A 13,613-nucleotide genomic window follows, 5' to 3' on the forward strand; every position below is an offset into this window, starting at 1 on the left:
CTATCACTGGCAGGGCCACCTTCAGGGCCCCGTGCCCGGACCTCGCCCCGGCACACTGGTGGGCATGGACACTCCCACGGCTTTGGGCGACTTCCTCCGCAACCGCCGCGCACGGCTCCAGCCGGAGGACGTCGGCCTGCCGAACCACGGCACCCGCAGGCGGGTACCCGGGTTGCGGCGCGAGGAGCTCGCCCTGCTGGCCGGGGTGAGCATCACGTACTACACGCACCTGGAGCAGGGGCAGAGCGCCAACGCCTCGGACAGCGTCCTGGACGCCCTCGCCCGCGCCCTGCGCCTCACGCCGGACGAGCACACGCACCTGCGCGACCTCGCCCGGCCGCCGAAGGCGAAACGGGCTGCGCCGCACCGCCCGGAGTACGTACGCGCCCCCACCCGCCGGCTGATCGACGCGATGCCGCAGGTACCCGCCGTGGTGCTGGACGGGCGCAACGACGTCCTCGCCTGGAACGCGCTGGGCCACGCCCTGCTCGCCGGGCACCTGGACCCCGCGAGCCCGGACACACCGGCCGCCCGCCCCAACCTCACGCGGATGCTCTTCCTGGACCCGCACACCCGCGAGCTGTACACCGACTGGACCAAGGAAGCCCGGGTGGCGCTCTCCGCGCTGCGTCTGGTCGCGGGCCGCAATCCGCAGGACAGCGCGCTGGCGGAGCTCATCGGCTCGCTCCTGCTGCGGAGCGCCGACTTCGCGAAGCTCTGGTCGAAGCACCCGGTGCGCGACTGCACCGTGGGGACGAAGTCGCTGCACCACCCGGCGGTGGGCGCGATGACCCTGGACTTCGAGAACCTCCACCTCGCCGACGGCACCGGCCACCGCATGCTGCTGTACACCGCCCCCGAGGGCTCCCCCTCCGACGCGGCGCTGCGCCTGCTGTCGAGCCTGACGGAGGAGGCGACCCGGACCCGGCGCACGGCGCTGCGCGCGGACGCGGTCGAAGCGACCGACGTGAGCGCGGCGGACGCGGAACCGGCCGGGTGGGGCGCGGACGACCTGCGGTAGGCACCCGTGCCGGCGCCCGGCCAGGACTTCTCCGGCCGGGCGCCCGTGGGGGCGTGGTCGATACGGGTGCGGAGCCCGCCGTCGAGCGGCTTCGGGTCGCTCGGCCCGGGGCGGCGGGCCGGATCGTCGACGACCTGGAGCGACGGGGTCACGCCGAACGCCTCCCGCAACCCGTGGGCCGGGCGGTGCGAACTGGTCGTCCTGGCCGATCGGGCGCGGGGCAGAAGCGGCCGCAGCTGCGACGCCCTACGCCGCCTGTGTCCCCGGCCGCTTGAAGACCTGCCGACCGTGCCACAGGACGAACTCCTCCGCGATACCCGGCTTACCGGGCCGGGGCTCCGCGACCCGTTGACCATGGAGGGCGTCGACGGCGTGGCCCGCCCGGGTCCTGGCCACGTAGAGCGGCGAGACCTGGATCCGCAGATCGGGCAGGAGGCCCAGCACACCGATGTCGAAGAGGGCGTGGTGCAGGGCGCAGAGGGCCAGCCCGTTGCGCACCTCGTCGGGCCCGTCCTGGCTGTGCCACCGCACATGCGCGGCCTCCAGCCCCACGGGGTTGCGGCCGAGCGCACCGTCGAAGCCGCAGAACGCGCAGGAGTACGCGTACGCCCGCAGCACCTCCTCGGCGAATCCGGCCCGCCGCGCGCGCCGCTTGCGGTCCGCCGGTACGCCCGCCCCTTTGCCGAAAACAGCCGGGTCCAGGCCGGCCGCGTCGCAGATCGGCGCCTCCAGCGCCGGGGTGAAGTGCTGCTCCAGCAGGAGCCGGGCTGCCGCCGCGAAGGTCTCCGGATCGGCGAGCAGTGTCTCGACCTCCTGGCGGAGACGACCGTGCGCGCCCCTGGCCCGGAGCGGGGCGCCCCGCTCGGGCGCGTCCGCACCGATGGGCGCACCATCCCGGTCCCGCAGGTCCCACAGGCCGCGCTCGAGGTGGACGAACGGCATCGCAGCCCGCTCCCGCGCCCGGGACGGGCTCGTCACCGCCGGCCCGAAGTCGTTGATCAGCCGGCTGACGGGCTCCTCCGCCTCGTCGTAGCTGACCGCGGAACTGCCGGACGCGGCGAACCTCCCCAGCAACCACAGCATCAGCAGCGGTTTGTGCGGCGCCCGCCTGCTTCCCATCTGCGCACGTCGCAGCGCCGCCAGCGCGCTCATCAGCGCCTCGCGCGTCATACCGCTCCCCCGTCCTCCGCGGCTCCCGACTCCCCGACTGCCCCGACTCCCCGTCTGCCCCGGCTGCCCCGGCTGCCCCGGCTGCCCCGGCTCCGGTGGATCCCCGTCCAGTGCCGCGGGACACCGACCCGGTCGCCCGGCGCGCCTGCCGCTGATCTCCGGGCAACCTACCCGTCGGGCCCGTGACGAACGGGAAAGGGGTGGAGCGAGGTACGTCCGGATGGCCCCGGGGGACCGTGACCACCCCGGCACACGTGCGTTCTCCAGGCACCGGTCCCCCGGCGTCCGACCCCCGGGACGCCCAGGGGGCCCCGACGCGCCGGACGCCCGGGACGACGGCACCGGCCAGGAGGCAGGAGTGGAGAGACATGCGACAGAAGTGCTGCGACCGCTGCGAGTTGGTCATCGGACTGGGCTGCACATGCCCACCCGACGGAGCCGCGCCGACCACGCGCCCCGTCGCCTCACCCCGTCTGGAGTGGCGGAGCTTTCCGGCCGACGCGATCCTCATCTCTCCGAGGCGGTACGCGCACCGTCCCGGCGCCTGTGCCCACCTCTCGGAGGAGCTGGTGACCGCCCCCCGCTGGGGCTGGATCCCGGCCCCGCCGGCCGGGCTCTGGGACCGGCTGAGCACCAGCTGTCCCGCGAAGGCGACCGAGGGGAACACCGACCGTCAGGCGATCCGGCGCTGCGAGGACTGCCAGGCGACGGTCGGGTGAGGAGGCAGCCCGGGCACCAGGCAGGCGGGCGCACAGGTGCTCCGGCTCGCTGTCCGGCTCCGATGCCGCCCCACGGAGAACCCTCGTCGGCGCGCATCCGCTACGCTGTCCTGGTCAGTCGTCGGTACGTCGTGTTGTCCGCCCAGGTGAGCCTGCGGAGAGCACCGCACCACGCCTGGCCGAAGGGTTTGGTTGCCACCAGCCCCGGCCTTCGTAGCTCAGGGGATAGAGCACCACTCTCCTAAAGTGGGTGTCGCAGGTTCGAATCCTGCCGGGGGCACAGCACGAAGGGCCAGTTCGGAGGCGCGATCCTCCCGAACTGGCCCTTTCTCATGATCACGGCCGTGCCACCTGCGTGCCACTGCCTCCCGATGTCTCCAGGAGCCTGCGGATCCCGGCGACGCGGGGCCGCCGGGCAACCTTCAAGATCGTCACTGCGAACCGGCTGCGTCGCGCGCCTCGTTCACGCGCGTCTGCACCTCCATGACCACATCGCGAAGCTTCCCCGGCTGCACGGCTTCCTGTGCCAACCACTCATCGAGGCTCGGGCGTAGGTACATGACCATCCAGGGTCCATGCCGGCGCAGCGCCGAGCGATGGACCGATATCTCCTCCTGGATCTCCCGCCGCAGGTCATCGGTCCAGCCCTGTTCACGGTCAGCCTGCTCCAGCGGAGCTTTGAGGGCAGTCACCGCTTCGCCCAGAAGATCTGCCAGGTCCACGGGCTCTCCCAACCCTCGCGCGAACGGTGGGCCGAAGAACCACCACGCCCTGGTTCTGGCGGCAGTGACACGTCGGCCCCTGATGCCATGGCACGTACGGCCTCGGAGCAACTGCCGAGAGGCACCCAACTGACGGGCCACCCACTCAGTCGTCGAACGCCCGAATCGACGACGCCGGGCTAAGACCGGATTTCCCGTTCCGCCTCTGCTTCTGATTCCGCAGGCCGCGCTTCGCCGACAAACCTCTCGACCAGGTGCGTCTGCGTGCGTCTCCACGCCTCCAGAGCCTCCTGAATCTCTTGCGGCGACCCGCCGGCCTTGCCCTTGACGACCACCACGGCCTGCCCGCCCCCCGGCAGTGAGATCACCACTGTGTCAAGGAGGGGGCCACTGTCGGTGAGGTCCGCCACGATGCGCAGCGGCAGACCGCTGTCGGACAGGGCGGCCGTCGGCTCGAACGGCGTCAAGTCCGGCCTGTGCACAGCCTCCTCGACGATCGGCTCGCCCCCTGCGAGGACCCGCTCCACCGCACCGCTCGACCAGCCGAGCTCAGCGGCATAAGCGCGAATGGTGCGGGTCGGCTTGTTGAACTGCTGGCCCCGTTCGATCGACTGCACAGTCGACTCACCGACGTCGAGCCGCTTGGCAACGTCCACTTGCCTCAGCCCAGCGCTTTCCCGAGCCGCCCGAAGCGCTTGCCCAAGCGCGGTCCAGTCCATGGGCAGCCATCATGCCGCATCGCGTGCAACTCCAGGGGCACAGTCGCCAGTCGCAACCCGCACTTCTGCGAAGCGTTTCGGTCTTTTAGGTTCATTTTGAGTGGACCGCTTGTCCACACACTCATCAGACCACCTTTTCCGAGGGTGAAGACACTCAGTTTCCCTGCGAAGCTCCGCCCCTCTGCACTTAGATCAAAGTGTGTAATCGGTGAATTGCCAGGCGAAGCCCGCCGAAGCCAGCGGGCTGAACCTGGGCTCCGTGCCCGACCTGAAGATCGTCGGAACGCCGACATCTCGATCCCCAACCACCCCGCGCCCCCACGGACGTACGGAAGAAGGACCGCGTGACCCTCGACGCCATGCACTGGGTGTGGACCCACTCCAGGAGTTCCGGCAACCCGCGCCTCGTGCTGCTGGCGGTCGCCGACAAGGTGCAGGACCCCCAATGCGTCACCCGCATCGGCACCACCGAGCTTCGGGCCCGCCTCGGCGGCGTCAGCAAGTCGGTGGTGGTCCGCGCCGTCGACAAGGCCCTTGCGTCCGGGGAGTTGGTGATGGTCGAAGCTCCGCGCGGCAGCCGGGCTGCGGTTTATCGACTGCCCCTCGCCGTGACCCACACACGGCTCGCTCCGAGCTCTACAGGTCCTGTTTCGCCACCGGTAACTGCTAAGTGGGGGTACCGGGTCGAGACCCCTGACCGTACCGGGGGGTGTCAGACCGAGACCGGTGGTGAGGAGTGGAGGGGTACCGGTTCAGGTCCGGGGAGGTACCGGGTCGAGACCCCTTGCGGTACCGAGCCGGGCCCCCTTTACCAACCCACTCCTACCAGGAGTGGAAGCAAGCCGGCTGGAGAGCCCGCATCAGCCGATCTCGGGGCCCGAGATCCCCACCGAAGCACGCCCGTTGGTCGACGCCCTCACCAGCGCGGGAGTCCTGGTCCGCTGGAACCTCTCGACGTCCGAATGGTCGCTCGTCGAAGCCCTCGTGGCACGCACCGGCGTTCCGGCCCTCGCCGCCTTCGCACGGAAGCAAGCCAACGCCCGCGACATCAGCTTCGCGAAGTACTTCCTGCCCGGCTGGCGCGAACTTCCCCCGCTGCCCGCATCCGGAGTCGCCGTACGGCCCGCAGCTCGTGCCGCGTCCCACGACTGGCAGCCGTACACCAACCCCGCCGACCCCTCCGTGTACGAGAACGGATTCTGACCGTGGAACCCACCACCATCGGGGCCGTCGGCCCGTCCGCGCTCGCCCACCTCATGGGCGGCATCGTCCAGAGACAGCGCGAAGGCGTCACCCCCGGCCCCGTCGACGACTTACCCGTCCCCGAGGAGCCGGGCCACCCCGAGTACCACCACCGCCGGCGCGCCGCTTGGGCTCTCGGCCGCTGGGAGACCGCGACGCCGCCCCGCTACCGGCGGGCGGACGCCACGCTCCCCGCCGTTCGGCAATGGGCGGACGCCGTCGCCGCCGACCCGCACACCGCCGGGTCGCTGCTCCTCACCGGTACGACCGGCACCGGCAAGACACACGAGGCGTACGGCGCGCTCCGCCGCATCGCGGCTGCCGGACCCTGTTCGTACGAGGTCATCTCGATCACCACCGCCGACATGTACGGCCGCCTGCGTCCCAAGGGCTCGGACAGGGGCACCGAGGAGGAGTTGCGCCGCCTCTGCCACGTCCCGCTGCTGCTCCTGGACGACCTCGGATCGGCGAAGGCCAGCGAGTGGACGGAGGAGATGACGTACCGGCTGATCAACGAGCGGTACAACGCCTGCCGCCCCAGCCTCTACACCAGCAACCTGCCCGCCCGCGCTCCGCTCGACGAACATGGCCACGCCACCGGCCCCGACCTCACCAGCGCCCTCGGGGGGCGCATCACGTCACGGCTCTCCGAGGACACCCGGATCATCGCCATGACCGGCGCCGACCGCCGACGTACGGCCGGATGACCCCCGCACGACATGCCGCCGGGCCTGCGGCCGACCGCCCGCGTCGGGACGCCTGGCCCGTGCCGGTGAGAAGGTGCTTTCGCCATGACGGGCCGCGCTTTCCGTGGACATCGTGCACCGGCCGGAGATCAACACCGCTCGGATAAGGTGCGCGCATGTCACAGGCGCAAGCACCCGGAGGCTACCGAACAGGCGGCCTCTGGATCGCGGCAGGGATTTCGTTCGGTGTTCTGGCGGTCGGCTCCGCGCTCGCCCTGGTCGCCATGATGGAGTTCGACGAGAGGTGCATGCACGGAATCACGCAGGGACCGGGCCGGCTCCTGCGGGTGCGGAACCAAGCGTTTCCACCGGCCACCGTCTGCGAATTCCAGAACGGTGAGGTCGCGTCCCTCGGGGGTCACGGCGTACTCAACGTCCTGCTCTGGGCCGGCCTGCTGTTCATGGTCACTTGCCTGCTGGTCGCCCTGCTCGCCGAGTGGCTCGACCCGGAACCCGGCAGTGATCTGGTGGTGCCGATGACCCGGGTCGAGAAACTCCGCCGCACCGGTACGGCGTTCTGCGTGACCGGCTCCGCGTTTCTCCTCGTCTACGCCCTGGCCGGCTGGAAATTGCTCATGGGCCCGTCATCGGCCTGTTCGGCGGGTTCCGACTGGGGATCCCAGCAACCGGAGACCTTGGACCCACGTCTCTTTCCGCCTCAGGCGACGTGCCGGTTCACCAGTGGCATGACGGGGCAACTCAACCCCGACTGGCTGGCATCACTGGCCGTCGAGCTGGCCGTCCCGGCGGTGCTGGCGGCAGTCGGCTTCGGGCTCGCTCTGCGCCGCTGGACGGTGGAGCGCCGGGTCACCGGGGAAGAGAAGCCGGCTGCGGCCTTGTCGCACTGATCCTCCGCCCGGATGGCGCGAGCGGCATCCGGGCGAGGGCGGCGAGCGGCATCCGGGCGCGGGCTGCGAGCGAGAGGGCCCCTCCCCTTCTCACTCCGTCCCCGTGAGCCCGGTGCGCCACGCCCAGGCGGCGATCTCCACACGGTTGCGGGCTGCCAGCTTGGACTGGACGTTGCTCAGGTGGGTCTTGACGGTGCCGGTGCTGATGGAGAGGGCGGAGGCGATCTCGGCGTTGGTGAGGCCGTCCGCGAGGAGGACGACGACCTCCTGTTCGCGCGGGGTGAGGGGCTGGGCGGGGGAGATCGGTGTGCGCCCCCGGGTACGGGCGGTGGGGCGGCCGGGGCTGTGGTTGCGCAGGAGGCGGAGGGTGAGCGAGGGGCTCACGAGGGCGTCGCCGGTGGCGGCGGCACGTATCGCCTCGGTGAGCAGGCGGGGACCCGAATCCTTGAGGATGAAGCCGCAGGCGCCCGCCGCGATGGCCCGGGTGAGATAGGCGTCGTCGTCGAAGGTGGTGACGATGACGACCTTCGGGGGGTTCACCGTGCCCGGGCGGTTGATGAGGCGCAGCGCGTCGAGTCCGTCGAGACGGGGCATGCGGATGTCCATGAGGATGACGTCGGGGCGGTGCGCCGCGGCCTGTTCGACGGCGTGCAGGCCGTCGTGGGCGTGGGCGACCACCTCGATGTCGTCCTCGGCGGAGAGGATCATCGCCATCCCCGTACGGACGATGGCCTGGTCGTCGGCGAGGAGCACCCGGATCACGGGGCTCGTGGGGTTCGCGAGAACCTCGGGGACCTCGGGGTTCCCGGGCGGATCGGCGCTCACGCGGACGTCTCCGTTGCGGGGTGGGGGAGTCGGGCGCTGACGCGCCACCGCCCCTGGGGGTCGTCGCCGGCGGTGAAGGTGCCGCCGGTGGAGGTGACGCGCTCGCTGAGGCCGGTGAGGCCGTAGCCACGGCTGTGGGCGGGTCGGGCGGTGCCGTCGTTGGTGACGGTGGCGGTGACGTGGTCGTGGCCGTCCGCGATGCCGAGGTGGACGGTGATCCGGCGGGTGTCCGCGGCGTGCTTCCGTATGTTGGTGAGGGACTCCATGACGATGTGGTGGAGCACGGTCATGGTGTCGGTGGGGAGTTCGTCGAGCGGGCCTTCCTCGACCAGCCGGGCGTGGGCGCCGGGGAGGGTGAAGTCGGCGACGAGCCGGCGGATGCGGGTGAGATCGGCACACGGGGTGTGCTCCTCGCCCGCGCCGGACTCGCCCGCGCCGGACGCGAACGCGCCGGACGCGAACGTCCCGGACTCGGCCGTCCCGGACTCGGCCGTCCCCGAATCGGCTCTGCCGGAGGAGCTGTCGGGCGCTCGGAGGCCGCTGACCATGCGGCGAAGGGAGGCGAGCGCCTCCGTACCGGCCTCCTCGATCCGGGCCAGCGCGGGGGTGATCATCTCCGGGCGGGCGGCGGCGACGGCTTGGGCTCCCTGGGCGTGGACGACGATGCCCATCACGTGGTGGGCGACGTAGTCGTGCAGGTCGCGGGCGAAGGCGAGGCGCTGTTCGAGCCTGAGGTTCTCGTCGCGGTGCCGCCGGTCGGCCACCACCAGGCGCAGGCCGAGGGAGACCGTCGCGACCGTGCCCGCGATCAGTCCGGCGAACAGGGTGACGACGAGGCTGCCTTCGTCGATCTCCACCGCCATCGGCCGTACCACCACCGCCGCGAACAGGAGCGGGGCGGCGACGGCGGACGTCCGGGGTGCCCCGTGGCGCAGGGTCACGGCCAGGACGAGGATCAGTGCGCTGATCTCGAAGAAGGTGTAGGCGTCCGCGCGTTCGAGAGGCTCCCCGGGGCGGGCGGCGACCGCGCGCAGCGCCGCCGTGGACCCGAGGGAGAGGACGGCGACGGCCGCCCCGGCGCCGGCGAGCACCCCGGCCGGTATCCGGTCCCGGCGCAGCGCCCGTACGACGAGCGGGACGGCCGCCGCGAGCCCGGAGACGGCGAGGTATCCGGTCGCCGGGGTCCGGTCGACGCCGGCCAGGTAGTCCGCGTAGAGGGCGGCGCAGAGCCACAGCGCCGCGGCCACCCCCGCCAGGACGCGGAGACCGGTACGGAGCACGGGGCGGGTGAGCGGGCGGAGCGAGCGGGACGGCCGGGGCGCAGCGGTGGACATGAGCCGCAGCCTACGCACGGCGGGGACGGGGGACCTCTGCCGAAAGTCGTAGGCGGGGCCGGGGGAATCTGCCGTTCGGCCGATCCGGGCGCAGCGGGGTTACGGGGAGCGTGGAGCCGTCGGTGCCACCGCCGTCGGTTCACGACCGCAGGTCCACCGCCGTCGCCCTACCGCCCTCGCCCGCCCGCCCCGTCGAGTTCCGGAGCACGCCATGAGCACCCAGTTCGAGATCCCCGCCCTCTACGTGACCGGACCGGCCCTGGCGGCGTTCGCCGCGTACGCGGTGACGCGGCGGCGCCGGGACGCACCCGGTTGGAGCGGCGGACGGCTGGCCGCGCGGGTGACGGCCGCCGTGTACGCCGCCACGGTCGTCACCCTCACCCTCTTCCCGCTGTGGATCTACACCGGCGCCTACCGCAACCGGATGCCGTGGACCAACCAGATCAACTGGATCCCCCTCCTCACGGCCGACGTCACGATGGCCGCCAACGTCGTCATGTTCGTGCCGTTCGGCTTCCTGCTGCCGCTCTTCACCCGCTGTGACCGGGCCCGCCGGGTGGCGCTGCTCTCCGCACTGACGAGCCTGGCCATCGAGTGCGTCCAGCTCGCGCAGTACCTCGTCTTCAGCTCGGGCCGCTCGGTCGACGTCAACGACCTCGTCGCCAACACCCTCGGTGGCCTTCTCGGGTTCGCGGTCCTGCGCCTCGCGCTCCGCGGGGAGCGCACGCGCGGCCTGCTGAGGTCCTGGGCGCGGCCGGCCACCGTCCCGGACCGGTCCACCGCCGGTTCAGCGCCGGTGGGTTGAGCGGGTCGGCCCTGCCCGTACTGCGGAGCGCGACCGCGGGACGGCCGTATCCGGGGTTGGTCGTTCCGAGGGCCTTCTCGTGGCGGACGGCGTCCGCGGTCCCGATCTTCTCTCCGGCGGGGAGGGCTACTCCGTCCCCTCCGCCAGCAGCTCCCCGATGACGCGCGAGGCGTGGGCCGCCATCACCGGGTTCGTGGTGCGGTGGTGGACGAGTTCGGGAAGGGCGATGGAGAGGGCCCAGCCGCGGGCCCGGCTCCAGGTCGCGTCGTCGGCTCCCAGCGCGGTACGGAACCGGGGGCGGACCGGGGCGGGGAGGAGGTACCAGGCGGCGATCAGGTCGAGTGCGGGATCGGCGAGGCCCATGCAGCCGAAGTCGATGACGGCGCCCAGGCGGCCCTCCTTGATGAGGACGTTCCCGGGCTGGAGGTCCCCGTGCGACCAGACCACCGGGCCGCCCGGCGCGGGGGCCCGCAGCGCCGCCTCCCAGACGGCGAGGGCGGCTCCGGCGTCCCAGCGCCCCTCCCCCGCGGGTGGGCGGAGTGCCTGCGGTTCCCGCTCCAGCGCACCGCGCAAGGTCCCGATGGCCCGGCGGGTGCCGGAGTCCCGTGCGGCGAGCGGCTCGCTGCGGTACGCGGGCGGCGCGCCCGCCGGGTCGACGCACCGCATCGCGGCGACGAACTGCGCCAGGTCCGAGGCGAGTTCACCGCCGTCCGGCAACGCGTCCGGGCTCTCCGCCGGCTGTTCCCCGCCGGGCGCGGCCGACCACCCGGCCAAGGGCTCCCCTTCGAGCCACCGGCACACCGTCCAGGGCCACGGGTACCCCTCCCCCGGTTCGCCCTGGGCGAGCGGGGCGGGGATCGGGACCGGGAGGTGCGTGGCCAGCCGGGGCAGCCAGTGGTGTTCCTTCTCCGCGTCCCGGGCGCCGCCCTCGGCGAGCGGGAGCCGTACCGCCATGGCGCCGCCGAGCCGGTAGACGGCGTTCACCGTGCCGTGGGAGCCGGTCCGGCGGACGGGGAGCCCCGCCCACTGCGGGAACTGCGCGGCGACCAGGGCCCGTACAAGATCTTCGTCGGAGAGCATGAGGCGATCGAATCCGGTGGGCGGCGGTCGCCGCAACCGTATTCCGCACCGCCCCGGGTGACCGCCCGCACCGCCTGCCACCTGCGGAAACCGGAGGCGTTGCGGGATCCGGCGTACGGCTTCGGGCGGAGCGGTACGCCCGAAGCGGTCCGGGGCCCGCTCGCGCCGGGGGTCAGCGCATCTCCTCCGGGCACGGGGTGCCGGGCCTGAGCTGGTACGGGGCGGCGAGCCGGTAGACGCCCGCCTTGGGGGCCACCAGCTCGGTCCACTCGTCGTCGTGCGTCTCCTCGTCCACCTTCAGCAGGCAGCCGTTGACGTTGTCGAAGGTCTTCGGAGCGTCCTCGTCCGCCTTGGTGCGCTCCTTGGACTCCGGCGTCTCCTCGGGCCTGTCCAGGCTGTTGCCGTCGTCGTCGACGAGGGCGAGCCAGCGCGTGTAGGGCACCCGGATGAGGACCCGGCCCGCCTTCTCGACGCGCAGCGTGATCTCGTCGGCCTCGGCGTTCTCGACGGTCGCCGGTGGGTCGGCGAGCGGGGTCGGGTCCTCGACCCGGTACAGCTTCCAGTTGGCGTCGGCCCAGATCTGCTTCAGGTAGGGCAGGCCGTCGCCGACCAGGGTCGCCTCCTGCGCGGCTCCGCTGTCCGGGTTCCCCTTGGGCAGGACGACGTAGTGGACGGCCCAGCGGTCGAGCCACTCGCGGTAGTTGACCGCGTCGAGGGTGTCGTCGTAGAAGAGCGGGTTGCGCTTCATGTCGGCCTGGCGGTTCCAGCCCCGGGCGAGGTTCACGTACGGCGCCAGGGCGGAGGCCTCGCGGTGGCTGCTCGCGGGGACCACCTCGATCCGCCCGCGGGTGGCGTCGGCGACCTGCAGCTGGTTGACCAGTGGTGCCAGCTCGCGCGCCCAGGACGCGGTCGGGGCGGTGCGGACGATGTCGGCGACGCTCTTGAAGCCGATCCAGAAGTTGAGGCCGACGATGGCGATCACCAGGGCGTACCACCGGCGGGTGCGCGGCGCGGTGAACGGCAGCGCGGCCAGCAGCACGACACCAGCGAAGAGCATCGCCAGGCGCGTGATGTTGGACCCGATCTGCGAGTCCACGAAGTAGGTGGCGAGCGTGCCGAGGCCGTAGACGGCGGACGCCGTGCGGACCGTCTTCCAGTCGCCGGGGACCAGGACGAAGACGAACACCGCGAAGATGAACGGCAGCGCCAGCGTGCCCACCGACATCGGCTGCGTACCGGAGAACGGGAACAGCCACGAGGAGAGCCCGACCACCGCGACCGGGGCGAGCCCGAGGGCGTACGCGCCGGGGCGCCGCTTGTGCAGGAAGAGCGCGGCGGCCACCACACCCAGGAAGAGGCCGGCGACCGGGCTGGACGCGGTGGCGAGCCCGGCGAGCGGGGCGGCGACGGCCGCCTTCGCCCAGCGCCGGTAGCGCCAGCGGTGCGGCCAGCAGAAGACGGCGGCGACGGCCCCGACCGCGAACATCATGCCGAGCCCGAACGTCACCCGCCCCGAGAGCGCGTTGCACAGGTAGGCGAAGACCCCGGCGAGCGAGCAGACCAGCGGGTTCCGCACGGCCTTGACCCGGACGAGGATCATCGCCGTCAGCCCGGCCGAGACGGTGCCCGCGAGCATCATCGTCGACCGCACGCCGATCAGGGACATCAGGTAGGGCGAGACCACGCTGTACGAGACGGGGTGCATGCCCCCGTACCAGGCGAGGTTGTACGCGGTGCCGGGGTGCTGGCCGACGAACTCGGCCCAGGCGTCCTGCGCCGCGATGTCACCGCCGCTGTTCGCGAAGAAGAAGAACCAGAGGACGTGGGTGACGGCCGCGGCGACCGTCGCGATCGTGACGGGGTGGCGCGCCAGCCGGGTGAGGAGCTTCCCGGAGGGGACCGTGTCCGGATGCTCACGGGAGTCCTCGGGGGACGGGCCGTGGCCCGGACGCTCATGGGTCCCCGGATGCCCGCCGGCACCGGGGGACCGGAGGCGCGGGTGGGCGCCACCGGTCCCGCGGGGCTCCGCTCCCGGGTCGCGCTGGGTCGGCAGGAGACCCAGGGTGGCCGGTTCTCCGGACGTCAGGCGGTCACCGGAGGCAGGCAGCTCACCGGCCGACAGGTGATCGCTGGACTCCAGGAGGTCGGCGGAGGCCAGGAGGTCACCGGAGGCGAGGCGGTCGGCGGTCGGGGCCGGGCTGCTCGCCGCCGCGGGTCCGGTGCCGTCCGCGGCGTCCGTGGAGCCGCCGCCGGTGCCGGGGGTGTCGGTCTCCCCGGGCTTCTTCCGGTCTCTCTCGCTGTCCGCCTCGCGGCCGGGTCTCGGCTCCGCGGTGGTCACTACGGCTCTCCCCGTCATCCGCCGGCCCGGTGGGTCCCTCGGCC

The 13,613-nt window shown here is 72.5% G+C and carries 13 protein-coding genes and 1 tRNA gene; 7 read left to right on the plus strand and 7 right to left on the minus strand.

Annotated elements, in window-relative coordinates:
* Positions 1–64 precede the first annotated feature (64 nt).
* Positions 65–1,021, plus strand: coding sequence for a helix-turn-helix transcriptional regulator (locus tag PZB77_RS12560; RefSeq protein ID WP_275492682.1), 957 nt, complete (start codon positions 65–67; stop codon positions 1,019–1,021).
* A gap of 246 nt (positions 1,022–1,267) precedes the next feature.
* Here PZB77_RS12560 and PZB77_RS12565 read toward each other — a convergent pair whose 3' ends face one another.
* On the minus strand, positions 1,268–2,191 hold the full coding sequence (locus PZB77_RS12565; protein ID WP_275492683.1) for a phosphorothioated DNA-binding restriction endonuclease: 924 nt from the start codon (positions 2,189–2,191) through the stop codon (positions 1,268–1,270).
* A gap of 368 nt (positions 2,192–2,559) precedes the next feature.
* On the opposite strand from PZB77_RS12565, the gene PZB77_RS12570 reads away from it, so the two are divergent.
* Positions 2,560–2,910: a hypothetical protein gene (locus PZB77_RS12570; protein WP_275492684.1), complete on the plus strand. Its 351-nt coding sequence runs from the start codon at positions 2,560–2,562 to the stop codon at positions 2,908–2,910.
* Between the two features lie 207 nt (positions 2,911–3,117).
* Positions 3,118–3,190 (plus strand) — tRNA-Arg (locus PZB77_RS12575).
* 151 nt (positions 3,191–3,341) lie between these two features.
* On the opposite strand, the gene PZB77_RS12580 is transcribed toward PZB77_RS12575, so the two are convergent.
* Together PZB77_RS12580 and PZB77_RS12585 are read right to left on the minus strand one after the other, a co-directional pair.
* On the minus strand, positions 3,342–3,632 hold the full coding sequence (locus PZB77_RS12580) for a hypothetical protein (protein WP_275492685.1): 291 nt from the start codon (positions 3,630–3,632) through the stop codon (positions 3,342–3,344).
* 179 nt (positions 3,633–3,811) lie between these two features.
* Positions 3,812–4,351, minus strand: a complete 540-nt coding sequence (locus tag PZB77_RS12585) for a helix-turn-helix transcriptional regulator (RefSeq protein ID WP_275492686.1) — start codon at positions 4,349–4,351, stop codon at positions 3,812–3,814.
* 831 nt (positions 4,352–5,182) lie between these two features.
* On the opposite strand from PZB77_RS12585, the gene PZB77_RS12590 reads away from it, so the two are divergent.
* The 3 genes from PZB77_RS12590 to PZB77_RS12600 all read left to right on the plus strand — a co-directional run bounded on the left by PZB77_RS12590 (position 5,183) and on the right by PZB77_RS12600 (position 7,187).
* Positions 5,183–5,554 carry a hypothetical protein gene (locus tag PZB77_RS12590; RefSeq protein ID WP_275492687.1) on the plus strand — a complete coding sequence of 124 codons (372 nt, stop codon included), beginning with the start codon at positions 5,183–5,185 and terminating at the stop codon, positions 5,552–5,554.
* A gap of 2 nt (positions 5,555–5,556) precedes the next feature.
* On the plus strand, positions 5,557–6,300 hold the full coding sequence (locus tag PZB77_RS12595) for an ATP-binding protein (RefSeq protein ID WP_275492688.1): 744 nt from the start codon (positions 5,557–5,559) through the stop codon (positions 6,298–6,300).
* Positions 6,301–6,455: 155 nt separating this feature from the next.
* Positions 6,456–7,187 (plus strand): hypothetical protein, encoded by a 732-nt coding sequence (locus PZB77_RS12600; RefSeq protein WP_275492689.1) that lies wholly within the window; start codon positions 6,456–6,458, stop codon positions 7,185–7,187.
* 90 nt (positions 7,188–7,277) lie between these two features.
* On the opposite strand, the gene PZB77_RS12605 is transcribed toward PZB77_RS12600, so the two are convergent.
* Both PZB77_RS12605 and PZB77_RS12610 read right to left on the minus strand, forming a co-directional pair.
* Positions 7,278–7,949, minus strand: coding sequence for a response regulator transcription factor (locus PZB77_RS12605; protein WP_275496034.1), 672 nt, complete (start codon positions 7,947–7,949; stop codon positions 7,278–7,280).
* Between the two features lie 59 nt (positions 7,950–8,008).
* On the minus strand, positions 8,009–9,346 hold the full coding sequence (locus PZB77_RS12610) for a histidine kinase (RefSeq protein ID WP_275492690.1): 1,338 nt from the start codon (positions 9,344–9,346) through the stop codon (positions 8,009–8,011).
* Between the two features lie 211 nt (positions 9,347–9,557).
* On the opposite strand from PZB77_RS12610, the gene PZB77_RS12615 reads away from it, so the two are divergent.
* On the plus strand, positions 9,558–10,151 hold the full coding sequence (locus PZB77_RS12615; protein WP_275492691.1) for a VanZ family protein: 594 nt from the start codon (positions 9,558–9,560) through the stop codon (positions 10,149–10,151).
* 126 nt (positions 10,152–10,277) lie between these two features.
* Here PZB77_RS12615 and PZB77_RS12620 read toward each other — a convergent pair whose 3' ends face one another.
* Both PZB77_RS12620 and PZB77_RS12625 read right to left on the minus strand, forming a co-directional pair.
* The gene (locus PZB77_RS12620) at positions 10,278–11,231 is read right to left on the minus strand and encodes an aminoglycoside phosphotransferase family protein (RefSeq protein ID WP_275492692.1); all 954 of its coding nucleotides are present in this window, start codon (positions 11,229–11,231) and stop codon (positions 10,278–10,280) included.
* A gap of 172 nt (positions 11,232–11,403) precedes the next feature.
* Positions 11,404–13,569: an MFS transporter gene (locus PZB77_RS12625; RefSeq protein WP_275492693.1), complete on the minus strand. Its 2,166-nt coding sequence runs from the start codon at positions 13,567–13,569 to the stop codon at positions 11,404–11,406.
* Between the last annotated feature and the right edge of the window lie 44 nt (positions 13,570–13,613).

The sequence above is a fragment of the Streptomyces sp. AM 2-1-1 genome, assembly GCF_029167645.1.
Taxonomy (GTDB): domain Bacteria; phylum Actinomycetota; class Actinomycetes; order Streptomycetales; family Streptomycetaceae; genus Streptomyces.

Excerpts from the sequence above, each read along its gene's own strand:
- PZB77_RS12560 (WP_275492682.1), top strand. The coding sequence starts at position 65 with ATGGACACTCCCACGGCTTTGGGCGACTTCCTCCGCAACCGCCGCGCA.
- PZB77_RS12565 (WP_275492683.1), bottom strand. The coding sequence starts at position 2,191 with ATGACGCGCGAGGCGCTGATGAGCGCGCTGGCGGCGCTGCGACGTGCG.
- PZB77_RS12570 (WP_275492684.1), top strand. The coding sequence starts at position 2,560 with ATGCGACAGAAGTGCTGCGACCGCTGCGAGTTGGTCATCGGACTGGGC.
- PZB77_RS12585 (WP_275492686.1), bottom strand. The coding sequence starts at position 4,351 with ATGGACTGGACCGCGCTTGGGCAAGCGCTTCGGGCGGCTCGGGAAAGC.
- PZB77_RS12600 (WP_275492689.1), top strand. The coding sequence starts at position 6,456 with ATGTCACAGGCGCAAGCACCCGGAGGCTACCGAACAGGCGGCCTCTGG.
- PZB77_RS12610 (WP_275492690.1), bottom strand. The coding sequence starts at position 9,346 with ATGTCCACCGCTGCGCCCCGGCCGTCCCGCTCGCTCCGCCCGCTCACC.
- PZB77_RS12615 (WP_275492691.1), top strand. The coding sequence starts at position 9,558 with ATGAGCACCCAGTTCGAGATCCCCGCCCTCTACGTGACCGGACCGGCC.
- PZB77_RS12620 (WP_275492692.1), bottom strand. The coding sequence starts at position 11,231 with ATGCTCTCCGACGAAGATCTTGTACGGGCCCTGGTCGCCGCGCAGTTC.